This is a genomic window from Lichenicola cladoniae (genome assembly GCF_013201075.1).
Taxonomy (GTDB): Bacteria; Pseudomonadota; Alphaproteobacteria; order Acetobacterales; family Acetobacteraceae; genus Lichenicola; species Lichenicola cladoniae.
Genome location: NZ_CP053708.1, coordinates 858,535 through 880,638, shown reverse-complemented (window position 1 = coordinate 880,638; position 22,104 = coordinate 858,535). Strand labels below are relative to the sequence as shown.

Sequence of the window (22,104 nt, the reverse complement as noted above, 5' to 3'; positions counted from 1 at the left end):
GTCAGTTGAAGGAGTTCGTAGGGCAACCCCAACTCCAGTTGCCCGAATCCAGTCCGCAATCGCTTGCGGCTCCGAGATTAAGACCGCTTCCGGATAAGAGCCGCAGACATTGCCAGCCGAACTCTTGGGCCACGAGATCGACAAATGATCTCAGCTTCGATGTGAGCGGTCGCGCCGCAGGGAACAAGAGATGCATCGGCCTAACCTCCCCGTCCCGATCTGGGAGGACGCGCACCAGCCGGCCGGACGCCAAGTCCCCGGCGACGAGGCGCTCGCCTTGGATGATGATGCCCCAGCCGGTGATGGCTGCGTCGCGCAGCACTCGTGCGTCGTTCACATGATACCGCCCACCAACCTTAACCGTCCGTGTCTCGCCATCGTGCGTAAACCACGGCGGATTCAAGTTCCGGAGCGAACACCCACGCCGGGCCAACGGGTGTAGGGTGGTGGGATGGCAGGGCAACGACGTAAGCTAACGGTGTTTGATCGATCGATGATCGAGGTTCGCCTTTGTGATAGCTGGGGCGTGCGGGCGATTGCACGCGACTTGGATCGCTCTGCGGGCATGATTTCGGACGAGATCAATCGGCATGGCGGCGCGACCTCCTACCGGGCGCAGGCTGCGGCGACGCAGGCCGAGGCAGATCGTCGCCTGACTGGACGCAGGCCTGTTCTGGCGCATGATGGTGAGCTGTTCGGCCGTGTGGCGGGGCTTTTGCGTCTGGGTTGGTCCCCCGAGCAGATATCGGGCAGGCGTAAGCGGATGGAGGCGGGAACGGAGCAGCCACCTGGTCTGTCGGTATCGCACGAGGCAATCTACACGGCGATTTACGCCTTGCCGCGCGGTGAACTACGCCGTGAGCTGATCTCGTATTTGCGACAGGACAAGCCAATGCGCGGCCGCAAGCCAAAGGGCAGCGAACGCCGCGGCAAACTTTGCAACATGACCAACATCAAGGAACGACCTGAGGAAATCGAGGGCCGGCTGGTCCCGGGCCATTGGGAAGGCGATCTTATTCTGGGCACCGGCGGAGCGAGTGCCATCGGCACGTTGGTCGAGCGGACAAGCCGCTTTGTGGTGCTGGTGCACATGCCTACGCGCAAGTCCGATGTGGTGGCGAGCGCTTTCTCCGGCGCGCTGAATGCCATTCCCGCATCTTTGCGCAAGACGCTGACCTACGACCAAGGCAAGGAAATGGCACAGCACGAAAGCGTGGCGCTGAGCACTGGCATGAGGATCTTCTTCGCCGACCCTCACTCACCTTGGCAGCGTGGCTCCAACGAAAACACCAATGGTCTGCTGCGCCAGTATTTCCCGAAAGGCACGGCTCTGTCGGGCTTGGATCAGGACGATCTCGACATCGTTGCCGACAGCCTGAATAGCCGTCCTCGAAAGACGCTCGACTACGCGACGCCAAGCGAGCAATTCAGCATGTTGCTGGCCGGGCAGGCTGGTGTAAACAAAGTCTTCGGCGTGGGTGTTCGCTCCGGAACTTGAATCCGCCCACTATTTGGTCTCCGCCAGGCCTGAGGAGGCCACGAAGCCGAGACAATCCTGAGCGGTAAGGTCTTTCGGCTGCTTCGGTATACCGCGACGCCTGAGGTAATCGGAGGCCGCGCAGGCAATGGCGCGGTGGGGAGCAATCGAACGAGCGCCCAGCGTCGTGTCCTGAAAGGCCCCCAACCGCAGAACGATGTCGAAGTCTTCTCCGACGGTGTCGATGAAACGGTGGGACAGAATCAGTTCCACTTCGATCTCGGGAAATTTGTCGAGGTAGCGGCCCACGAGGGGTGCTAGGCAAAAGGTGCCAAACGTCACAGGAGCATTGACGCGCGAGCGGCCACGCGGAGCCTTGTTGAGCGCTTGCATCGCTTCATCGACTGCAAACCCCAAACTGCAGGTGAAATACTTCCCGCCCCATGTTAGCCATCGCCACTACTTTTAATATACGAAGATCCAACAATCGAGAGGTCTTTCCCACGCGTGTTTGGCGGGTCGATGAATTCCGGGGCCTAGAGGGTCTACGCCTCCACGAAGAGCCGACTCACTCACCGCAATGGGGCGAAGTGCTTCTGCGAGTGTGGGCGGTTTCGCTCAATTATCGCGACATCGCGATGCCGTTCGGCATCTACCCTTCGCCGTCGGAGGTCGGATACATTCCGACAAGCGATGCTGCCGCCGAAATGGTCGCCATTGGAGAGAGCGTGCGGATCTTCCAGCCAGGGGATCGCGTGATCAGCAGTTTTCACCGCCGCCGCTTTGGCGGCCCGCAGCCGGCGGGGTCCGAGATGGACGGCCATGGCGCACTCGAGGCTTGCCCTTGGAGGTCTTCATATGATCCAGCCCGGCCGGTCCATCTTGACATTGGGAAACGGCGGCATGTCGATCTCCGCAGTGCGGCTTGACAAGTTCGTGCGACCGGGCGTTTCTCGGCTGGACAAGGACGTCGATATAGATCTGGGCGATGGCGTCGGGATCGAGCGTGCTGTCGGGCTGATCTCTCGGGTTGGGTCACCGCAAGGAGCGGACGCATCCGTCGATGTTGAAGTGGGCGACGTCTATCCCCTTCGGGCCCACTTCTCGTGCCGCGCTCTGAGCGAGTGCGCGCATTCCGAGCTTGCCGATGGCGAATTCCGCTGATTGTGCGAAGCCTTTTGTGCCGGCACTCGCGTCGGTAAAGAATATCGCGTCGGGCCCGTTTGGCTCCATGCGTTCGGCAGCCTGCTGGGCAGCAAAAAAGGCCCCAAATGCACTAACCATGATTGCTTGCTCGACCGCGGCGGGATCGACGCTCGCCAGCGGGCCGGGTACGCGCGCTGGCGTTATAAATCACAACATCGGGTGCCGCGACCTGTCGATCGATATTGAGGAACAGCCGGGCCAACTGATCAGGTTTCGAGGCGTCTACTGCAAAGGCAGCGGCTCCCGTCTTCTGCGCCGGCAGCTAGGCAGCATTGCGAGGCGCCAGGCCGATTTGCACGCCAAGCTGCGAGAAGCGCAACGTAAGCGATGCGCTGATCCCCGGCCCGGCACCGATGATTAGGGCATAGCGATGAGGCAATCCGGCCGTCATAATCTCCAAGCTGATCCGAAATCGGCGAGTGCCGAGTCCAGGATAAGTCCCGCTAACAGGCAACTCCTGAACTCTGCCATGCTCTTGAGTAAGAGCCGACGTCAGGTAATTCCCCGCAGCCGACGGACAAAAGCGGCCACGCCTGGAGCGACGGTTTCGGGATCGTCTTCGGGGATAAAATGGGCGCCCTGCACTTGAATTTCTTCCTGATTGGCAAAGGTCCGGCAAAACGCGACCTGGTTCGGATTCTGGTCGATGATTCCGGGAGTCGCGTGGAAGTAGAGCTTTGGCACGAGGGTCGTCGCCAACCATTGCGAGTATGCGTTTACGGCTTCGACCACATCGGCCGGCTCGCCCGCGATAGGAAGCTGGCGCGGCCAGCTCAATGTGGGCCGCCGATCTTCGCCCGGGTTCAGGAACGGACGGCGATATTCGGCCTTCACGGCATCGGAAAGCGGGCGGCCCATTCCCAAAAGCAACTGCTCCACGAAGATATTGTCCTGCAGGACCATGGTGTCGCCGGCGGGTGAACGCAGTGCCTGGAACGCCGGACGGACGTTTTCGCCGAAGTCGGCCCATTCGAGCGGCATCACGATCGATTCCATGTAGGCAATGCCCTGGACCCGATCGGAGTGCTTGCTCATGTAGTCGAAGGCGAGCGCCGAGCCCCAATCGTGGATGACGAAGATGATATTGTCGCCCAGATCGAGCTTGTCCCACAACGCATGGATGTAGCTCCTCTGTTCGGCAAAGCTATAGCTGTCAGGCCCCGAATTCGGGAGCTTGTCCGAATCCCCCTGGCCAATCAGATCGGCGGCGATCAACCGTCCCATGCCCTTAACCGCCGGCATAATGTTGCGCCAGAGATAGGACGAGGTTGGATTGCCGTGCGAAAAGACAATGGCGTCGCCTTCGCCCTCGTCGATATAGGCCATGCGTTGACCATTGACGGTCATGAACTTCTTCTCAGCGAAGGGTGCATCAGTCAGGTGCATCGTGCTCTCCTTTAGACTTGAGAGGTTTTCGGTGTTGCTTTAGTCAAGCCGAACGACAATCTTTCCGAAGGTCGCTGAGTCCTGGAGCTTAGCCAAAGCATCCTTTGCCTGCTCGAACCCGAATACCTCGGCAATTACAGGCTTGAGCTTTATTGCACTGATCGTGCGTGCCATCGCTTCTGCCATTTGGACCGGCCCGACCCCCGATCCTTGAAGCCGGATCTTATTGAAGAGGATCGGCGAGGTATCGATCGGTTCGTTGAACCCGGTGAGAAGTCCGATCAGGTTTACAAGCCCCCCGGATCGGACGGACTTGAGAGACTTCGGCAGCGTTCCGGTTCCACCAACCTCGATAACCTGATCGACGCCCTGGCCGTTTGTCAGTCGCAGGACTTCCTGCTCCCAGTCCGGAGTCTCGTTATAGTTGATGACGTCCCAGACGCCCAAAGACCGAAGACGCTCTGCTTTGGCAGGGCTTGAGGTCGTCGCGATCACTTGGAGCCCGCTGGCTAATGCGAACTGAATTGCAAACAGCGATACGCCGCCGGTTCCCAGTGTCAGCACTATCGCCCCGGGGGTCGTGCGGGGCATGGACTCCATCACGGCGTTCCAGGCTGTCAGTGCAGCAACAGGAAGTGTCGATGCCTCTTCGTAGCTGAGGTGATCCGGAACGCGAATGACCCCGGACTCGGGAAGCGTCACGAGTTCAGCCAGCATGCCTTCAAGCGGGCCGCCCAAGCCATGAAGCTCCGCATCGGCTGGAAATTGCCCGTTCTGCCAATGCTGATAGTAGGAACCAAAAACGCGGTCGCCGACGTTCCAACGCGTTACACCCGCACCCACTGCAACTATCTCTCCCGCTCCATCAGAAACCGGAATCGCATTCTCTTTTGGAGGGATGGGAAAGTATCCACTGATCACCATCAGGTCTCGAGTGTTCAATGACACGGCTTTGACCCGAATCAAGACCTGGCCGGGACCGGGCGTGGGATCGGGAAGATCAACCCGGCTCCAGCTGTCCAGACCTTTACCAGTTTCGATTATATTGAACGCTTTCATCTTATGAGTCCCTTTTGCTTTGGCGTCTTTCGCACTGAGGTCGAACGCCCAATCGAGTGGAGTGGGTTCGATTTGGTAAGTGTCGCGTCAGAATTGCGACTGACCGCCGTCGACCGGAAGCTCGGCGCCGGTCGTGTAGGTCGCGTCGAACGCGAGGAAGAGGACCGCCCTGGCGACTTCCTCCGACGTGCCCAAGCGTTTCATCGGATTGGCTTCGCTCATCTGCACTGTCACCTGGGCCGCCATTTCCTTGTCGGGAAACGACTTGCTCCAGCTTGGCGTGTCGATCGGGCCAGGTGACACCGCATTGACGCGGACGCCCTGAGGAGCGAGTTCGCCGGCAAACGCCCGAGCGAAGGATCGTAGCGCTGCCTTGCTCGCTCCAGAGGCGGCCAGCATCGGCATTCCCTTGACGTTGGAGATCGCGGTTGTGAGGACGACCGAACCGCCCCGGTTGATCAACGGCGCCGGCTTTTGGACCGCGAAGAACGATCCCTTTGTGTTCAAGTCGAACACTTCGTCATACATAGCCTCACTGGTATGCGCGAAAGGCGCGAAGACCCCGACTCCAGGGTTGACGAAGAGCAGGTCGATTGTTTCGAACTCGGCCCTAACGCGAGCGGCGAGGGTGTCGATATCTGCCAATAATCCGGCATCGCTCGAAAGTGCCACTGCGCCGTCACCCAGCTCTTTCTGCGCCTTCTCAAGGCTGCTTGGTGAGCGCCCCGTCAAAAGAACGCGGGCGCCTCCGTCAACGAGCATCTTTGCCGTGGTGAGCCCTATGCCGCTGGTGCCCCCAATGATGACAACCTTTTTACCTTGGTAGCGCTTCATCCGAATTCTCCTTAGCAGCGCCAGCGGCGTCTATCTGGTTTAGAACTACTTCATATGTAAATCAGCAGCTGGACCCGGTCAAGACGTTTTCGAACTATCCATTCAGTTATCCTCGGACAGCACTCGAACGATCAAGTTGATCCGCCATCGAGTGCTGCTTCAAGCCGCGGCGGTCAATTCGCCGCTCTCCGCCGGCCTCCTCGAAATTGGGCTCAGGCACGGAATATCGTCGCCTGACATGTCTGTGGTAAGTGCGATCGAATATGCCTTTGGCCTCACAGGCTGAGGGGACGGTCGAGCCGAGACGCCTTCGTTTTAACGTAGGCTTGCTAATTGCGAACGATATGGTTAGATAATGCTGAGATAGCGTTGATCAAGGATATGTGAACCCAATGGTACAGAACACCGCTAGATTGCGCGGTCGGCCACGCAGCTTCGATGAGAGGCAGGCTTTGGAAAAGGCGATCCAGATCTTCCGGTCGAAGGGCTATGACGGCGTGACGATCGACGATCTCGTCGCCGGGATGGGCGTAGGACGGCCGAGCCTCTATTCGATCTTCGGGGACAAGCGGACGATATTTCTGCGCGCCATTCGGGCGTACGCCGAGGAGTACGGTGCTCTTGCCGCGAAAGCACTCTTCTCGCCGCAGACTCTTCGCGCCTCGCTCGCCGGCTTCCTGCGACACGTGGTAGACAGTGCGACTGTGGAGGGATCAGCGCCGGGTTGTCTGGTTGTGTGCGTTGCGCCGCTCGTGAACGATGCAGAGGTCCGACAGTTCGTGCAGGACGTCGCGGCTGCCGGCGCGGCGCAAGTGGAACGCCGCTTTCGTGACGGAGTCAGCGCGGGAGAAGTGCCACCTGATTTTCCCGCATCCGCTCGCGCGATCCAGGTCATGGACCTTGCCCGCGGTCTGACCATGCGTGCGCAGATGGGCGCGCCGCGCAAGACGCTTCTTAGAGATGCCGAGGACGCGGTAGACTTTGTCCTTTTGCCGCGTGAAACGGCCGCGCTAGAAAGTTGATGCTGGATGTCGAGGCTGTCGAACCGACTGCTGGCGGCATTTGGCACGCGGTGACCTCCCGCTCCAATCAAAGCTTCGGCGCTTAGAAGCGCGGAAGGTTCGAGCGTCTCGGTTCCGGAGGAAGTACAATGGCCGCTTGGGGCGCTAGGCGGCCATGGGACGAATCCAGTCCGACGGGAAAACATAGCCTTGCTAAAACTAGCCGCGATGAAAGGTGGAAATCCATGTCTGATCACCATTTAGCCCAAGCGTCAGCGTTGATCTGCGGCGTCCGAGCGGGCCGGGGGACTGCGCCGATCGTCGAAAGCTTCTTCGACGAGGCCACCAACACAGCGTCTTACGTCATCCATGACCCTGCGACTCGGTCTGCCGTCATCATTGATAGCGTGCTGGATTTCGACGTGGCGTCAGGACGGATCTCCCGTAAATCCGCCGACAAGATCATCTCCTACGTAAAGACTGAAGGCCTGACCGTGGGCTGGGTTTTGGAGACGCACGCTCACGCGGATCACCTTAGCGCCGCCCCCTACCTGAAGGCGGAACTTGGCGGACAGTTGGCGATTGGCCGCGAAATCATCCACGTCCAAAATGTCTTCGGCAAAATCTTCAACGCCGGAACAGAGTTCGCGCGCGACGGGTCAGAGTTTGATCGGCTGTTTGACGATGGTGACCACTTCATGGTCGGCGATATGCAGGCGATGGCCCTCCACGTTCCCGGGCACACCCCTGCCGATCTGGCCTATGTCATCGGCGACGCGGTATTCACCGGCGACACTTTATTCATGCCGGACTACGGCACGGCGCGGGCCGATTTTCCTGGCGGAGATTCCCGCCAGCTCTTCCGTTCCATCCGACGGCTTTTGAGCCTGCCACCCGAGACGCGGCTCTTTCTCTGTCACGACTACAAGGCTGTCGGGCGTGAGCAGTTTGTCTGGGAGACAACGGTCGGCGCGCAACGGTCCAGCAATGTCCAGGTCCATGAGGGCGTCCTTGAGGATGACTTTGTGGCGATGCGTAACGCGCGCGACGCGACCTTGAGCATGCCAAAGCTGATCATTCCGTCGATCCAGGTGAATATGCGCGGCGGCCATCTACCGGACCCCGAGTCGAACGGGGCCCGCTTCCTGAAAATCCCGCTGGACGCGCTGTGATGACCGGTGTCGGCCCAACAGCGATGCCCTTGCAGGGGCTAATTGGTGGCGCAATGATCGGCCTGGCGTCAGCACTGATGCTATTAGGGCTCGGTCGTATCGCTGGCGTTAGTGGCATGGCCGCGCGGGCGTCTGGACTAGCCGCCGATGGCGCGCCGTGGTCCTGGGCGATGGCCTTCGTGGTGGGATTGCCGCTTGGCGCGGCGCTCATCGCAGCGATTGTCGGACCGGTCGAGACGCACCTCCCCGGTAGTCCCGCCATCCTGGCTGTCGGCGGCCTTGTGGTCGGCTTTGGCACGCGCCTCGGCAACGGATGCACCAGCGGCCACGGGGTGTGCGGGGTATCCCGACGGTCCCTCCGCTCGATTGTGGCGACAGCGGTCTTTATGATCGCCGGAATAGCCACCGTTGCTCTCATGCATCTGCTGGGCGTAGCGGCATGATCCGCAATGTTCTCATCGCTCTGTTGTCGGGTACGCTCTTCGGCGCCGGCCTTGCCGTTTCGGGCATGGTCGATCCCGCGCGCATTCGCGGCTTCCTTGATGTCTTCGGTCACTGGGATCCGACCCTGGCTTTCGTCATGGGTGGAGCGGTGGGTGTCATGGCGGTGGCTTGGATGCTCGAGTCCAAGATGCAAAAACCCATCTACGCCGAGGCCTTCGTACTTCCGTCGACACGACTGGTCGACTTCCGCCTGATTGCAGGCGCGGCGATCTTCGGCATCGGCTGGGGCCTGTCCGGTCTATGTCCCGGCCCGGCGATCGCCGATTTCGCAATCAAACCACGCTCAGCCCTGATCTTCGTCGCCCCGATGCTGCTTGGAATGGCAATTCAGCGACTCGACTCATGGCGCGCGGCCCACCGCCTTTTGCCGACCAATGCTCGGACGACCTAGGAGACTGCCATGACCTTCAAGCGCCTTTCGGCTTCGTTTTCGGCCTCGCCGCAACTCTCCGCAGCCGATGTCGCCGCGGCAGCCGATGCGGGGTTCCGCACGATCATCGACAGTCGGCCCGACGCGGAAGACGCCGACCAGCCTAGCGCCGAGGATATGGAGGCCATCGCCCAAAGCCACGGTCTGGACTTCGCCCACATCCCCGTCACTACCGCCATCGGCATCGATGAGAGCGATATCGCGCAGATGCGCGCTGCAATTTCGAAATCGCCGGGTCCGGTTCTTGGTTATTGCAGGACCGGAACGCGGGCGGCGATGATGTGGGCCCTTTCTCAAGTTGGCGAGACGTCGCCCGAAATGCTCATGAAAGCGAGCGCTGACGCTGGCTTTGACCTCAGCGCCATCAAATCGCGGCTGGTCGCTTAACCTACATTAATGATTGGCCAGGAGGCCCGCGACGGCGAACTCTACGCCCAGCTGGGCCGGCTGGTTTCTCGAGGCGACGATGCTGCCGTCCGTTGATTGGGACGGGAGGCCTGTGCGCCGCGACGGGTTGGCCTAGCCGCGCCAAGCGGACCTCCGTGCGGCGTGACTCTAGAGGGTGTTATGCACTTTTCATAAGGTCTGCGGCCTGCTTGAACATGTATCCGACGAAAGCGATCACGTGGAAGCCGGCGAGGGTTGTGGCATAGCGTTCGTAATCCTTGACTAGCCGACGGCAGCGTGTGGCCCAGGCAAAGGATCTTTCGACGACCCAGCGTCGGGGCAACAAGACGAAACCACGCTTTGCCTCTGGCAGTTTGACGACATGCAACTGGATGCCTTCGGCGGCCGCCGCCTTCGCCGCGACCTTGCCAGTATAACCCTGGTCGACATAGGCAAGACTGACGCTGTCGCCAGTCGCGTCCTGGATCTCGGCGGCAAGACGCGTGACCGCAGCCCGGTCACCGACATCGGCCGGTGTGACGTGCAACGCCAGCAGGTGGCCGAGCGTGTCCACCGCCAGATGCACCTTCGACCCGCGTTTGCGCTTGGCCCCATCGTAGCCAGCGCGGGTGCCGCTTTCCGGTGTCGAACGCAGGGTGCGGCTGTCGATGATCGCAGCACTCGGCTCTTCCCGCCGGCCGCAAGCCCGCCGCAGCAGTGCCCGCAAGTCCTGCGCCAGCATCTCGAAACATCCCGCTGCCAGCCAACGCTGGGACTGCTGATACACCGCCGCCCACGGCGGGAAATCATTCGGCATGGCGCGCCAGGCGATGCCGTAGCGAATCACGTAGCGCAGGGCGTTGAACAGTTCCTGCAGGGAGTGCTCAGGCTGCGGGGCCGCCTCCGTCATCAGCGTCAGATTCGGGACAACCAGTGACCATTCCTGGTCGCTGACGTCAGCTGGTAGGGCTTGCGAGGCAGCACGGGAGACATCCATCTCCATTAGACCGCAGCCTCGCAGAAGTACGTAACACCCTCTAGGGCTGCGATGACTGAAAATCGTGTTTCTAAATAAAGCACGATCATCGCATATGCAATAATACATAAACAAACGCTCGTAATAGTAGTGTCTCAACGCCTAAGCAACACGGAAAAGTTGCAAAAAATGTGTTCACCCTGAACGACTTACCTAACTTTGATTATATGTTACTCACAAGTCGGTGACATAGGCTACAATCCCTTGTACTAGTATCTGCCATTTGATACGGTCAGGCATGAAGAGAGATGGCCGAACTTTTGATCATGGGACGCTGGAAGCCATACGGCTGATGGCAGTTGAACGCGTTCGCGACGGTGAACGGCCGTCCTCTGTCGTAGCGTCGTATGGCTTCTGCCGGACCACGATCTACAAATGGCTCAGAGCAGCGTCAACGCCTGAACTGGGAGATGAGGCGCTGCATTCGACAAAGTCTCTGGGCCCGCCGCGCAGTCTGACGCCAAGTCAGGAGCAGCAGGTGTTCCTTTGGGTCAATGGGAAAGATCCTCGTCAGTATGGTCTGGATTTCGGTCTTTGGACGCGCTCCATGATCTCCGCTTTGATCGAGGAGAAGTTCGGCATCAAAATTGGCTTGACGGCAGTCGGCACCCTACTGGCGAGGCTGGAGCTCACGCCGCAGAAGCCGTTGCAGAGGGCTTATCAACGCGACCCTGAAGCCATCCAGACGTGGCAGCGTGATACGTTTCCTTCTATTGCCAGTAGAGCAAAAAGCGAGGGCGGCGAGATCTACTTCTGGGACGAATCGGGGTTCCGTGCCGATACGGTGCATGGGAAGACCTGGGGCAAGAAGGGACAAACACCGGTTGTCGAGCGCCCGGGTCAACGGCAGTCGATCAGCGCGGCATCAGCCGTCAACGCTCGCGGTGCGTTCTGGTATTGCACCTACCAGGGCGGCCTCAACGCGGAGCTGTTTATCGTCCTACTGAAGATGATGATGCGTAACCGCCGCAAGCCCGTTCATCTCGTAGTCGATGGTCTTCCAGCCCACAAGACAAAGCTCGTGAACGCCTACATCCAATCAACCAACGGGATGCTGACGCTTCACTTTCTTCCCGGCTACGCTCCCGATCTTAACCCGGACGAGCTCGTGTGGAGCCACATCAAGCGTACCGGTGTAGCCAGAACACCATTGCGGAAGGGCGATAGCTTGGGCGAGAAGATCGAGGGTCAGCTTGCCAAACTCAAACGTATGCCCAAGCTGGTGCGCTCATTCTTCAGAGTGGCAAGTGTAGCTTATATCACCGACTGCTGAGTAATACGCAGACTTCGATGACATGCCTTAGGATAATAAATGAGAAACTTCCCGGTCGGTGAGATGGTTTGTTGCAAGTCGGGAGGGCGGCGCATGAGGTTTGGTGGCGTCATAGCAGATACCGACAAAGCCTATCTGACTTGGATGAACGGTCAGCGCACTGAGGCGACGACGATTGAGGAAGGTCGCCTCGTGTCAGCATCAGACAGTGCTAAACCAGTCGACATAGCGGCCTGGAATAAGCCGGCCATATAGAAACCATCCTATAACCGATCCAAATCATATGCTCAGTAACCGGCAGCTGCCTGGTATCAAGAATTAGAGTTACCGATCCATTTTTTATTTGTTTGTTTTTAAATCAGGGCGGATTCAAGTTCCGGAGCGAACACCCACGCCGGGCCAACGGGTGTAGGGTGGTGGGATGGCAGGGCAACGACGTAAGCTAACGGTGTTTGATCGATCGATGATCGAGGTTCGCCTTTGTGATAGCTGGGGCGTGCGGGCGATTGCACGCGACTTGGATCGCTCTGCGGGCATGATTTCGGACGAGATCAATCGGCATGGCGGCGCGACCTCCTACCGGGCGCAGGCTGCGGCGACGCAGGCCGAGGCAGATCGTCGCCTGACTGGACGCAGGCCTGTTCTGGCGCATGATGGTGAGCTGTTCGGCCGTGTGGCGAGGCTTTTGCGTCTGGGTTGGTCCCCCGAGCAGATATCGGGCAGGCGTAAGCGGATGGAGGCGGGAACGGAGCAGCCACCTGGTCTGTCGGTATCGCACGAGGCAATCTACACGGCGATTTACGCCTTGCCGCGCGGTGAACTACGCCGTGAGCTGATCTCGTATTTGCGACAGGACAAGCCAATGCGCGGCCGCAAGCCAAAGGGCAGCGAACGCCGCGGCAAACTTTGCAACATGACCAACATCAAGGAACGACCTGAGGAAATCGAGGGCCGGCTGGTCCCGGGCCATTGGGAAGGCGATCTTATTCTGGGCACCGGCGGAGCGAGTGCCATCGGCACGTTGGTCGAGCGGACAAGCCGCTTTGTGGTGCTGGTGCACATGCCTACGCGCAAGTCCGATGTGGTGGCGAGCGCTTTCTCCGGCGCGCTGAATGCCATTCCCGCATCTTTGCGCAAGACGCTGACCTACGACCAAGGCAAGGAAATGGCACAGCACGAAAGCGTGGCGCTGAGCACTGGCATGAGGATCTTCTTCGCCGACCCTCACTCACCTTGGCAGCGTGGCTCCAACGAAAACACCAATGGTCTGCTGCGCCAGTATTTCCCGAAAGGCACGGCTCTGTCGGGCTTGGATCAGGACGATCTCGACATCGTTGCCGACAGCCTGAATAGCCGTCCTCGAAAGACGCTCGACTACGCGACGCCAAGCGAGCAATTCAGCATGTTGCTGGCCGGGCAGGCTGGTGTAAACAAAGTCTTCGGCGTGGGTGTTCGCTCCGGAACTTGAATCCGCCCAGGGTTTTATGGAGGGTGCTACATTGCCAAACTATTACGTATACACAAAAGTCAAGCTAGATCTGCCTTACACACGTGTTGAAGACGTCGTCTGCCCTAATGATGCTGAAGCCATTCGCTTCGGTCAGCTAGTCACAGGTGCCGGAGCTTACATCGAGATTTGGCAAGGCGCAGAGAGAATTTTTCCCCACGGACTCGATATAGAAGCGAACAGTGTATTAAGTGAGGCTATCCATTAGATGCCATAAATGAAGAATGATCCGCGTTCCAACCACCACTGCGTCGGGCTGGAACGCGCACATCATCAGTTTGATATGATCGCTCCATCCTTTCAGGAGCCCCGCGCCACGACAACCGGCGCGTCATCCAGCAAGGGCCGCTGCAGCTCCAGAACTCCACGTGTTGACGCTATCAGCCGTGTCTCGATCTCATCTTAGGTCATTAGGATCATAGGCATTGCCTTCGTGTGATACGTTCGAACTGGCTTGCCTGGCTCGGTTGTGTCGAACAAGGCGCGGATTAGGCCGGGCGGGCGATCGGAGGCAAAGCGGCCGTCACCACCAGCTAACGTGACAATGGCGTAGTTTGTTTATCTGCTCAGCTTGCCATTCTATTTGAAAGCGGCATGGCCATCAACAATCGTTATACGAGCTACCTTATTTCGCATCCACGCCGCCCCGGGACGCGCAATAGACAGCACGCTGCAAGATGCCCAGAAGCATGTTGAGGACTTACCTTTCAGTAAACCGGTTCATCCTTATAACCGCACTTCGCCTCTCTTTGTTTTGCTGTCAGGCAATGTCGACAACGAGTTTGCCGTCGGTCTTGCGTCCTTCGAGTGCTGCGTAAGCCTCGCCAACCGTCGCGAGCGTGAAACGCCGCGGATCGACCTTGGGCGCGAGCCGCCCCGCCTCGGCCAGCCGGGTCGCCTCGCGCAAGATTTCGCCATGGCGGGTCCGACCATCACCCGTCAGCAGCGGGAGGAGAGTAAAGACGCCGGAATAGCTTGCAGCTCGGAATGAGAGTGGCGCCAAGGCATGAGTTCCCCAGCCGAGCGCGCTGACCACATGACCAAAACGGCAGACAGCGTTAAACGAAGCGTCCAGGACTGCGCCACCAACCGTGTCGTAGACGATATCGAAGCCGCGTCCGTCCGTGTGCTCCGACACGTAGTCCTTGGCCTCGGAGTTGCGGTCGATCCAAGTTGCACCCAGCCGTTCAATCAAGACCTGGTCTCTCGTAGACCCGGTTGCATAGGCGCGGGCGCCGGTCGCCAAGACGATCTGGATGGCGATATGTCCGACACCGCCAGCCCCCCCCTGGATGAGAACGGTTTGATCAGGCTGAATGCCGACACGATCCACCAGACCCTCCCAAGCCGTGATGAAGGCCAGCGGGAGGGAGGCTGCCTCGCGCATCGACAGCTTTGCTGGCTTGATTGCCAGCAGCCGTTCGTCGACCGCAGCATACTCGGCCAGAGAGCCTTGTATGCCTCCGACACCCCCGGTCATGCCATAGACCTCGTCGCCGCGGCAAAACCCGGTGACACCGGGACCTACTGCTTCGACGGTCCCTGCCATGTCGAGGCCAAGGATGGCCGGCAGCAGCTGGCGTGCATGGGCAGCCCCGCCAGCACGGATCTTCAGGTCGAGTGGATTAACTGCGCTCGCTGCAATGCGCACCAGCACCTGGCCGGCCAGCGGTGACGGCCGCGCCACGGTGGCGATTCGGAACGGGCTTCCGATTTTTTCCAGTATTGCCGCTTGCATCAACATGTTGGCCATGAACAGCTCTCCTCTTCTGCACGGGAAGCTGAGCGCAACGTGCTCGTTTAGACATCGACAAGCGTGCACGGTGTCCATTCGAAAATGAATGGCAGGATCACGAGACGTCGGTCGAATGGAGCGGGCTCCGCATCTGCCATTCGCGCCACCCGCTGGATCAGCCGGTGAGGGACGGCCGATTGTTCCTCAAAGCAAGATGTCGAGCAAAGGCTGCTCCAGCGGACAAAGAAGCTCAGTTGACTGAATTGACAGCTGCGGAGCCTGTATTCGCTGTGAGCTGGAGACAGAAATCGATCAGCGCTCTGGTCCGGGCTGGCGGTTGGTGGCGTGACGGGTGATAGGCATGCAGCGGAAAGGTCTCGCCAGGCCACTCGGGGAAGAGCTCGACTAGTGCACCGCTTGTGATCATGGTCTCGCTGCCCAGCGCCATTACCTGTGCGACGCCTAGACCGGCAACGCAGGCAGCAAGCATCGTGCCGACGTCGGTCACGGTGACCGCGCCAGTAACCTCGACCGGCAGGATCTTTCTCTGGCGATGAAATTCCCAGGCGAATGGCTTGTTGCTGGCAGGATCGCGATAGTGGATGCAGTGATGCCCCTTTAGCTCCTCCGGCCTCGAAGGACGGCCATGACGTTTGAGGTAGAGAGGCGAGGCAACGGTCAGGATGCGCGTGTCGAGCAGTTTCCGCGTGATCAGACCTGCCACCGCCGGTGGCCCAAAACGGATCGCCAGATCGAAGCCATGTGCCACAAGATCGCCGGGCACTTCGGTCGTCACCAGTTCAAGCGACAATTCGGGATATCGACCCAAAAAGGCCCCGAGACGCGGCGCAAGCACAAGCCGCGAGAAAAAGGGGTCGACTTCCACGCGCAATCGTCCGCGCACCGTGTGACGTGCTTCAGTCAGCGCCATCGCAGCATCTGAGAGCTGCACGAGCAGCGGCGCCGCCTCGGCATGGAACCGCGCCCCCTCTTCCGTAAGACGCAGTGAGCGGGTCGTGCGATCCAGCAGGCGGACACCGAGCCGCGCCTCTAGCCGCGTGATCGCCCGGCTGACGCCCGAATCCGACAGTCCGAGCGCATCCGCTGCGCGAATAAAGCTGCCGGTCTCGACCACGGCGGCGAGCACACTGACGCCAGAGAGAAGCCGCGCATCGTACATCAGGACATCCTTGCCAATTAGTCAGGAGTGAGCTGACCAGAGCGCACTTAATGCAGGAAAGGCGTCGTGCGACAAGTTTCTCCATCGAACAGGAGACGATCATGTATGCGATCACAGGGATAACGGGACAGGTTGGCAGCGTGGTGGCCGACCGCCTGTTGGCGGCCGGCCTGCCAGTGCGCGCCGTGGCACGTGATCCCAGTAAAGCCGCAGCCTGGACTGCGCGCGGCTGTCAACTGGCAATCGCGGATATGAGCGACCCCAATGCACTTACACGCGCTTTCACGGACGTGGAGGGAGTATTCATCCTGATCCCGCCGATCTTTGATCCTGCGCCTGGCTTCCCCGAAGTACGTGCGGTCGTAGCCGCCGTTAAGGTGGCGCTGGCCGCCGCACGCCCCACCCGTGTTGTCTGCCTGTCGACGGTCGGCGCGCAGGCGAGTAATCCAAACCTCCTAGGCCAACTTAGCCTGATGGAGCGCGAACTGAGCACGCTCGATCTGTCGATTGCCTTCGTGCGGGCCGCCTGGTTTATGGAGAATGCCAGCTGGGACATCGCCTCGGCAAAGGCAAATGGTATTGTGGCGAGCTTTCTCCAGCCGCTCGATCGCGCCATCCCAATGATCGCCACCGCTGATATCGGCGCCACCGCAGCCAGGCTGCTCGGCGAAACGTGGAGCGGCCGGCGGATCGTCGAACTACAAGGCCCGGCACCGGTATCACCCAATCAACTGGCACGCACCCTTGGCGACGTGCTCGGTCTGCCAGTTTCAGCGCAGGTTGTGCCGAAGTCGGACTGGCATGACATTTTTCGCGATCAGGGCATGAGCAACCCAGAGCCGAGGATGCAGATGATCGACGGGTTCAACCAGGGATGGCTGTCCTTCGAAGGGGGAGGAGGCGTCGAAACCGAGCGAGGCACGAGCTCTCTCGAAACAGTGCTGCGCTTTCTCGCCGACCGTGCCCCTTGACCTGCTGCGTTTAGATATCGAGGGGATCTGCAATGGCACGCATTTTCATCAGCGGATCATCCGATGGACTTGGTCTGATGGCCGCACAGCTCCTGGTCGAGCAAGGGCACGACGTTGTCATCCACGCCCGCACAGATGCACGGGCACAGCAGGCGAAAATAGCCTTGCCCGCAGCGCAGGCAGTGGTCATCGGCGATCTATCGAGCATTGCCACGATCCAAGTGGTCGCTGAACAGGCTAACAAATTCGGTCGGTTCAACGCGATCATCCATAATGTCGGCATCGGTTATCGCGAACCTCACCGGGTCGAGACCGAGGACGGCCTTTCGCAGATCTTCGCCGTTAATGTATTGGCGCCCTATCTGCTGACGGCACTGATCGATCGACCTGACAGGCTGATATATTTAAGCTCGGGTATGCATAGCAGCGGTGATACGAGCCTCGACGACTTGCAATGGACGCACCGGCGCTGGAACGGATCCCAAGCCTACGCCGATACAAAGTTGCACGACGTTCTCCTTGCCTTTGCAGTCGCGCGGCGTTGGCCAGGCGTTCTTTCCAATGCGCTTGAACCCGGTTGGGTACCCACCAAAATGGGCGGCCCAGACGCCCCTGACGACCTCGCATTGGGGCATGTCACGCAGGCTTGGCTTGCAGGAAGCGAGGACGCGGCAGCGCGTGTCACTGGCGGCTATCTATATCATCAGAAGCAACGGCGCGTGAGCGCTACAATAATGCGCTTCGACCTACAGGATCGGCTACTTCAAATCTGTCGTGACCTCACTGGCGTAGAGATCTGTTAACCCTATCACCGTCTGGCCGGCGTATGGCATCTGGCGTCGAATACATAGAGGACTTCAAATAATGATAAACAAGACAAGAGTGTCTGCGCTTGCGTTCGCCCTTACGACTGCAACAATTGCTGCGTCTAGCGCAGCCGTCTTACACACCGGGACCAGGGGCAAGGTGCTGATCGTGCTTTCGAGCGAAAGCATACTCCCGTTGAAAGACGGCCATACCTTCAAGACTGGTTACTATCTCAACGAGCTAATCGTGCTGGCTCGAAGATTCTCAGCTGCCGGATACGAACTGGTCTTCGCTGATCCGACCGGAAACATTCCGCCGGAGGATCAAGCATCCGTTAGTCCGGATTACTTTAACGGAAGCAAGGTTAAGCTTGATCAAGCACTAAAATATCAATCTTCTCTCGATGGCTTGAAACATCCTACCACACTGCGTTGGGCGGCTGACCATGATCTCAATCAATATGCAGCAGTGTTTGTGCCGGGTGGTCCCGCGCCGATGATCGACCTGATGGCCGATCGGAACCTAGGACGGATTCTTACCTACTTCCACACACATGCCAAGACAACTGCTCTCCTCTGCCACGCAACGATCGCTCTCCTGTCAACCACCCGTAATCCTGAATTGGAACAGGCTGCGTTACGCGTTGGCGACCTGGCTAAAGCTCGAATGCTGGCTTCCAACTGGCCTTATCGTAATTATCGTCTAACTGTTTTCAGTGATGACGAAGAGGAACAGGCAGCAAAAAACGTCTTTCATGCTAAGCCCCAGTTTCTGCCCGCCATGGCGTTAAAGAACGCTGGAGGGCAAGTCTCAACCATTGCAGCATGGCATTCGAAGGTGGTGCGGGATCGGGAATTGGTCACTGGTCAAAACCCATTCTCCGACACCGCTTTGATGGACGTTGTGCTTCCAATAATGCAAGGCAAGCAGTAAGGCCTCTGAGGTTGCGAGCGACGTCGCCTTTCGAGCTGGTGATGGTTATCGGCGGGTAAAGTATCATCACGCAGACCTTGCCAAGCGGATTTCTAGGTGTCGCAGTTGTGGCATCGGGTTTATCCAGCGGCGGGCCTTGGATCATACATCGAGAATAAGCAAATGGATACTGACCCAGAGCTACTGTTCAGGCGTCGGATTCCTAGAACCTTGAACTATCGCCTGTTTAATGACGGGACGATTATCTAAGCTTTCCGGTTTTGGCTCGGCCGAACACCAAACTTGCGGAGAAACGCGCGACTAAACGCAGCGGGCGATTGATAGCCTACTTCTGCTGCAATTCGATCAACCGAGACCGTGCTGCTCCCCAGACGGTGCCGTGCAAGCCCAAGGCGTAAGTCAGCCAAAAACGCCAGTGGCGCGATTCCAGCAGCCTTGCGAAATGCGCGTACTAGCGTCGCCCGCGAGGCTCCCGCGTCATGTGCGAGATCATCCAGCGTCCAGGCGCGTACGGGCTCGCGTATCATCGCCAGGACTGCTTGAGACGTCACCTTTTGGTTGAACAACTGCAGCAGGCCGGTGACAGCTGTTGACTTCTCGATCTGCGCCCGAATCATCATCATAAATAAAGCGCTAGCAAGATTTATTGCGATTGAGGCAGCGCCGGGGCGACCGTCACTCAACTCCTCCCGGATACCCTCGACCAGCGGTTTGAAGCGACTGGCAAGGGGCAGTTCGTCTATATGCAGGATCACAACGCTCGGAAGGGCTGCCATGACCAAGGTTTGCGGCGCCGCCTGAAAGTGCAGCCGGCCACAGATCAACTCCGTATCCAACTCAACACCGACGCTGGTTCGTATCCGGAGCGCGCCGCGGAGCTGAGTCACGACCGGCGAATGCAGATGCTCAGCGAACCCAAGCCCATGTACTGTGTGGGCATCCCCGTTTGGCAGTAGCAGAATGTCGCCCGCTACGAGATTCAGGCGATCAAAACCGGGCCGGTCGAGTTGCACATGACCCCGGGTGACGAGGTGAAAATACGCCCAACCGGCTGGTCCGGCGACGTGGGTGGATATCCACGGCCCACCAAACCGGCAAACGTCATCTAACTCGGGGCGAACGCGGAGCAGCTGAGCAAGCTCACTCAAAACGTCATCTGTCAGCGGCATGGTCGCGACATCTCCAGGGTGGCGCGGCTTTTGATCCGGGCGGCCATCTGATTGAGCCGTGTTGGTATCGAACGTCTGTCGATTGCTGCCTACTTTAGTCATCATCATCAAGGAGGTCGCTATGCATATGTTCGATTGGAATACTTATCGCCAGCAGGTCATCACCGGGGTTGGAAGTTTTGCCAAACTCAGTCCGGAAACAGTTAAAGGCTATGGCGCCACGGGCGTCGCCGGACAGAAGACCGGTCATCTTGACGCCAAAACCCGTGAACTGATTGCCGTCGCCGTCGCAATCACCTTGCGCTGCGACGGCTGTATCACCGTCCATACCGATGCGGCGCGCAAGCTTGGAGCCAGCCGGGAAGAGCTTGCAGAAGCATTGGGCGTCGCAACGAGTATCAACGCGGGTGCGGCCATCGTCTATTCGGTTCGTGCGCTGGACGCCTTTGCCGCCGCTGGCGAAGTGTAGAAATCTAACTATAGGAGCTCAGTTATGAACATACAAATCCACCGTATCCTTGGTGTGATTTCCGGTTCTAGATCGGAATGGATCGGCCTGCACGGCATGCGCATAGCCATGGCCATCGTCTTCTTGTGGATTGGTGGCTTGAAGTTCGTCCCCTACGAAGCCGATAGCATCACGCCTTTCGTCGCCAACAATCCGGTATTGTCCCTCTTCTACGAGCATCCCGATCAATATGCCCACCACTTGACTCATGAAGGAGAACTGAAGCCCATCGAGCGGACCTGGCAGACTGGTAACGACACTTATGCCTTCTCCCAGGGTTTGGGAGCGGTGGAATTGATGATCGGTTTCCTAATCCTTGCCGGACTGATATCACGCCGGTGGGGCCTCGTCGGAGCGACACTTGGCTTCCTGACGTCGTTCGTGACCCTTTCGTTCCTGGTCACGACGCCGGAAGCCTGGGTAGCCGCCCTTGGCGACGCTCAACACGGGTTCCCTTACCTGTCAGGCGGTGGGCGACTGGTGTTGAAGGACGTCATGTTGATGGCTGGCGGATGGCTCGTACTCGTCGACAGCGCACGGGCAGTACTAGCCGGTGGTCCTGCGATGCGGCAAGCTTCGACCCGTAGCTCGCTCGCGGTTTCTCCGGTGCAATCATGAGTGCCGAAGCTCCAATCCATTACGGCCAGCCCGGTGGAATGACTGGCGCGTTCCAGTGTAGCAAATCGAGCGACTTGACCTTCACCGACATCATCGCGTCACTACGAAGGGAGGTAGAGGCTGCCGGTTTACGGATGCTGCATGAGATCGATCCGCAGAAGGTGCTACAGCGCGGCGGTCATGCTATTGGTGCTGCACGGCAGATCCTGTTCTTCCACCCAGACCTGATGGTCCGTCTTTTGACGGCGGACGCCTCGGCTCTGTTAGAAGCTCCGCTGAAACTGGCTGTGATTGAGCTCCCTGACAGCAGAATAACGATCCGGTGGATTGACCCGGCAGTTGCCTTCGCTCGGTATGATAACCAGGCCTTGACGATTCTCGGCCAGGAACTCGCCGTCTTATGCGAGCACATCGTCTCGGAAAGCCTTGCACCGCGTTTCGGGGCGCTGGGCTAAGGGTCGAAGAAAGGACCAGACAGCCTCCGTCACGCTACTGACGCATCAAAGCAGGAGACTCTTATGCCGCTCGCACGCATCGACATGGTACAAGGCAAAACCCCGGAGTTCCGGCAGACCGTGGGAGAAGTCGTCTATCAAGCGATGCACGACGTCCTCAACGCACCCAAGGATGACCGCTTCCAGGTGATCGCCGAGCATGCGCCTGGAGACTTTGTCTTCGATCCCGGTTTTCTTGGCATTCAACGCTCACGAGGCTGCATCTTCATCCAGCTGACGTTGGTCGCGGGTCGCACGGTCGAGCAGAAGCAGGCGTTTTACAAACAGGTGGCTGATGAACTGCATCGGCAACTCGACGTACGACGCGAGGATGTCCTCATCAGTCTTGTACCTGTTAACGCTGACGACTGGTCGTTCGGAAACGGCGAAGCATCCCTCGTCAACTAGCGGCGGATC

General features: G+C 59.0%; 26 protein-coding genes. 16 read left to right on the top strand and 10 right to left on the bottom strand.

Translation table 11 applies throughout. The annotated features are described in order from the left end of the window. Window position 1 precedes the first annotated feature (1 nt). Window positions 2–403: a LysR substrate-binding domain-containing protein gene (locus HN018_RS29355; RefSeq protein ID WP_172443454.1), complete on the bottom strand. Its 402-nt coding sequence runs from the start codon at window positions 401–403 to the stop codon at window positions 2–4. A gap of 48 nt (window positions 404–451) precedes the next feature. Here HN018_RS29355 and HN018_RS03905 point away from each other — a divergent pair, with 48 nt between their 5' ends. Next, complete coding sequence (locus HN018_RS03905) at window positions 452–1,498, top strand: IS30 family transposase (protein ID WP_172443453.1); 1,047 nt, start codon at window positions 452–454, stop codon at window positions 1,496–1,498. Between the two features lie 9 nt (window positions 1,499–1,507). Here the strand turns inward: HN018_RS03905 and HN018_RS03900 are convergent, their stop codons facing one another. Further along, complete coding sequence (locus tag HN018_RS03900) at window positions 1,508–1,870, bottom strand: LysR substrate-binding domain-containing protein (RefSeq protein WP_171837628.1); 363 nt, start codon at window positions 1,868–1,870, stop codon at window positions 1,508–1,510. Between the two features lie 50 nt (window positions 1,871–1,920). Between HN018_RS03900 and HN018_RS29350 the strand changes: the two genes are divergently transcribed. Beyond that, window positions 1,921–2,406: an alcohol dehydrogenase catalytic domain-containing protein gene (locus tag HN018_RS29350; RefSeq protein WP_408886746.1), complete on the top strand. Its 486-nt coding sequence runs from the start codon at window positions 1,921–1,923 to the stop codon at window positions 2,404–2,406. A gap of 106 nt (window positions 2,407–2,512) precedes the next feature. Here HN018_RS29350 and HN018_RS28580 read toward each other — a convergent pair whose 3' ends face one another. The 4 genes from HN018_RS28580 to HN018_RS03880 form a co-directional block, all read right to left on the bottom strand. After that, window positions 2,513–2,761, bottom strand: a complete 249-nt coding sequence (locus HN018_RS28580; protein WP_239479000.1) for an SDR family oxidoreductase — start codon at window positions 2,759–2,761, stop codon at window positions 2,513–2,515. Between the two features lie 414 nt (window positions 2,762–3,175). Then, window positions 3,176–4,069, bottom strand: a complete 894-nt coding sequence (locus tag HN018_RS03890) for a haloalkane dehalogenase (RefSeq protein WP_171837627.1) — start codon at window positions 4,067–4,069, stop codon at window positions 3,176–3,178. 39 nt (window positions 4,070–4,108) lie between these two features. After that, window positions 4,109–5,128: a zinc-dependent alcohol dehydrogenase family protein gene (locus HN018_RS03885; protein WP_171837626.1), complete on the bottom strand. Its 1,020-nt coding sequence runs from the start codon at window positions 5,126–5,128 to the stop codon at window positions 4,109–4,111. Window positions 5,129–5,215: 87 nt separating this feature from the next. Further along, window positions 5,216–5,962: an SDR family oxidoreductase gene (locus tag HN018_RS03880; protein WP_171837625.1), complete on the bottom strand. Its 747-nt coding sequence runs from the start codon at window positions 5,960–5,962 to the stop codon at window positions 5,216–5,218. A gap of 392 nt (window positions 5,963–6,354) precedes the next feature. Here HN018_RS03880 and HN018_RS03875 point away from each other — a divergent pair, with 392 nt between their 5' ends. The 5 genes from HN018_RS03875 (at window position 6,355) to HN018_RS03855 (ending at window position 9,456) form a co-directional block, all read left to right on the top strand. Then, window positions 6,355–6,984 (top strand): TetR/AcrR family transcriptional regulator, encoded by a 630-nt coding sequence (locus HN018_RS03875; RefSeq protein ID WP_171837624.1) that lies wholly within the window; start codon window positions 6,355–6,357, stop codon window positions 6,982–6,984. A gap of 224 nt (window positions 6,985–7,208) precedes the next feature. Further along, the gene (locus tag HN018_RS03870; protein WP_171837623.1) at window positions 7,209–8,135 is read left to right on the top strand and encodes an MBL fold metallo-hydrolase; all 927 of its coding nucleotides are present in this window, start codon (window positions 7,209–7,211) and stop codon (window positions 8,133–8,135) included. After that, window positions 8,135–8,578 carry a YeeE/YedE family protein gene (locus HN018_RS03865; RefSeq protein WP_338034008.1) on the top strand — a complete coding sequence of 148 codons (444 nt, stop codon included), beginning with the start codon at window positions 8,135–8,137 and terminating at the stop codon, window positions 8,576–8,578. Before HN018_RS03870 ends, HN018_RS03865 begins: the two co-directional genes overlap by 1 nt. Further along, window positions 8,575–9,030 carry a DUF6691 family protein gene (locus HN018_RS03860; RefSeq protein ID WP_171837622.1) on the top strand — a complete coding sequence of 152 codons (456 nt, stop codon included), beginning with the start codon at window positions 8,575–8,577 and terminating at the stop codon, window positions 9,028–9,030. The genes HN018_RS03865 and HN018_RS03860 overlap by 4 nt, the downstream gene beginning before the upstream one ends. Window positions 9,031–9,039: 9 nt before the next feature. After that, window positions 9,040–9,456: a TIGR01244 family sulfur transferase gene (locus tag HN018_RS03855; protein ID WP_171837621.1), complete on the top strand. Its 417-nt coding sequence runs from the start codon at window positions 9,040–9,042 to the stop codon at window positions 9,454–9,456. A gap of 178 nt (window positions 9,457–9,634) precedes the next feature. Here the strand turns inward: HN018_RS03855 and HN018_RS03850 are convergent, their stop codons facing one another. Beyond that, window positions 9,635–10,453, bottom strand: a complete 819-nt coding sequence (locus HN018_RS03850; protein WP_171837629.1) for an IS5 family transposase — start codon at window positions 10,451–10,453, stop codon at window positions 9,635–9,637. Window positions 10,454–10,730: 277 nt separating this feature from the next. On the opposite strand from HN018_RS03850, the gene HN018_RS03845 reads away from it, so the two are divergent. Further along, window positions 10,731–11,765, top strand: coding sequence for an IS630 family transposase (locus HN018_RS03845; protein WP_171837663.1), 1,035 nt, complete (start codon window positions 10,731–10,733; stop codon window positions 11,763–11,765). A 421-nt stretch (window positions 11,766–12,186) separates the two neighbouring features. Beyond that, the gene (locus HN018_RS03840; protein WP_172443452.1) at window positions 12,187–13,233 is read left to right on the top strand and encodes an IS30 family transposase; all 1,047 of its coding nucleotides are present in this window, start codon (window positions 12,187–12,189) and stop codon (window positions 13,231–13,233) included. 799 nt (window positions 13,234–14,032) lie between these two features. Here the strand turns inward: HN018_RS03840 and HN018_RS03835 are convergent. After that, the gene (locus tag HN018_RS03835; protein ID WP_239478995.1) at window positions 14,033–15,025 is read right to left on the bottom strand and encodes a zinc-dependent alcohol dehydrogenase family protein; all 993 of its coding nucleotides are present in this window, start codon (window positions 15,023–15,025) and stop codon (window positions 14,033–14,035) included. 232 nt (window positions 15,026–15,257) lie between these two features. Beyond that, window positions 15,258–16,187, bottom strand: coding sequence for a LysR family transcriptional regulator (locus HN018_RS03830; RefSeq protein WP_171837692.1), 930 nt, complete (start codon window positions 16,185–16,187; stop codon window positions 15,258–15,260). Window positions 16,188–16,288: 101 nt separating this feature from the next. On the opposite strand from HN018_RS03830, the gene HN018_RS03825 reads away from it, so the two are divergent. From HN018_RS03825 to HN018_RS03815, 3 genes are all read left to right on the top strand, one after another. After that, a complete protein-coding gene (locus tag HN018_RS03825; protein WP_171837693.1) occupies window positions 16,289–17,158 on the top strand; it encodes an NmrA family NAD(P)-binding protein in 870 nt (289 codons plus the stop codon). A 32-nt stretch (window positions 17,159–17,190) separates the two neighbouring features. Next, window positions 17,191–17,961 carry an SDR family NAD(P)-dependent oxidoreductase gene (locus HN018_RS03820; RefSeq protein ID WP_171837694.1) on the top strand — a complete coding sequence of 257 codons (771 nt, stop codon included), beginning with the start codon at window positions 17,191–17,193 and terminating at the stop codon, window positions 17,959–17,961. Window positions 17,962–18,124: 163 nt separating this feature from the next. Continuing rightward, entirely contained in the window at window positions 18,125–18,898 is a 774-nt protein-coding gene (locus HN018_RS03815; RefSeq protein WP_171837695.1) for a type 1 glutamine amidotransferase domain-containing protein, read from the top strand. 245 nt (window positions 18,899–19,143) lie between these two features. Here HN018_RS03815 and HN018_RS03810 read toward each other — a convergent pair whose 3' ends face one another. Beyond that, window positions 19,144–20,175: a cupin domain-containing protein gene (locus HN018_RS03810; protein ID WP_204259660.1), complete on the bottom strand. Its 1,032-nt coding sequence runs from the start codon at window positions 20,173–20,175 to the stop codon at window positions 19,144–19,146. A 19-nt stretch (window positions 20,176–20,194) separates the two neighbouring features. Here HN018_RS03810 and HN018_RS03805 point away from each other — a divergent pair, with 19 nt between their 5' ends. The 4 genes from HN018_RS03805 to HN018_RS03790 all read left to right on the top strand — a co-directional run bounded on the left by HN018_RS03805 (window position 20,195) and on the right by HN018_RS03790 (window position 22,095). Next, window positions 20,195–20,536 carry a carboxymuconolactone decarboxylase family protein gene (locus HN018_RS03805; RefSeq protein ID WP_171837704.1) on the top strand — a complete coding sequence of 114 codons (342 nt, stop codon included), beginning with the start codon at window positions 20,195–20,197 and terminating at the stop codon, window positions 20,534–20,536. A 24-nt stretch (window positions 20,537–20,560) separates the two neighbouring features. Further along, on the top strand, window positions 20,561–21,193 hold the full coding sequence (gene rclC / locus HN018_RS03800) for a reactive chlorine resistance membrane protein RclC (protein WP_275434181.1): 633 nt from the start codon (window positions 20,561–20,563) through the stop codon (window positions 21,191–21,193). Further along, window positions 21,190–21,648, top strand: a complete 459-nt coding sequence (locus HN018_RS03795) for a DUF302 domain-containing protein (protein ID WP_171837696.1) — start codon at window positions 21,190–21,192, stop codon at window positions 21,646–21,648. Before rclC ends, HN018_RS03795 begins: the two co-directional genes overlap by 4 nt. 63 nt (window positions 21,649–21,711) lie before the next feature. Continuing rightward, window positions 21,712–22,095: a tautomerase family protein gene (locus HN018_RS03790; protein ID WP_171837697.1), complete on the top strand. Its 384-nt coding sequence runs from the start codon at window positions 21,712–21,714 to the stop codon at window positions 22,093–22,095. Window positions 22,096–22,104 lie beyond the last annotated feature (9 nt).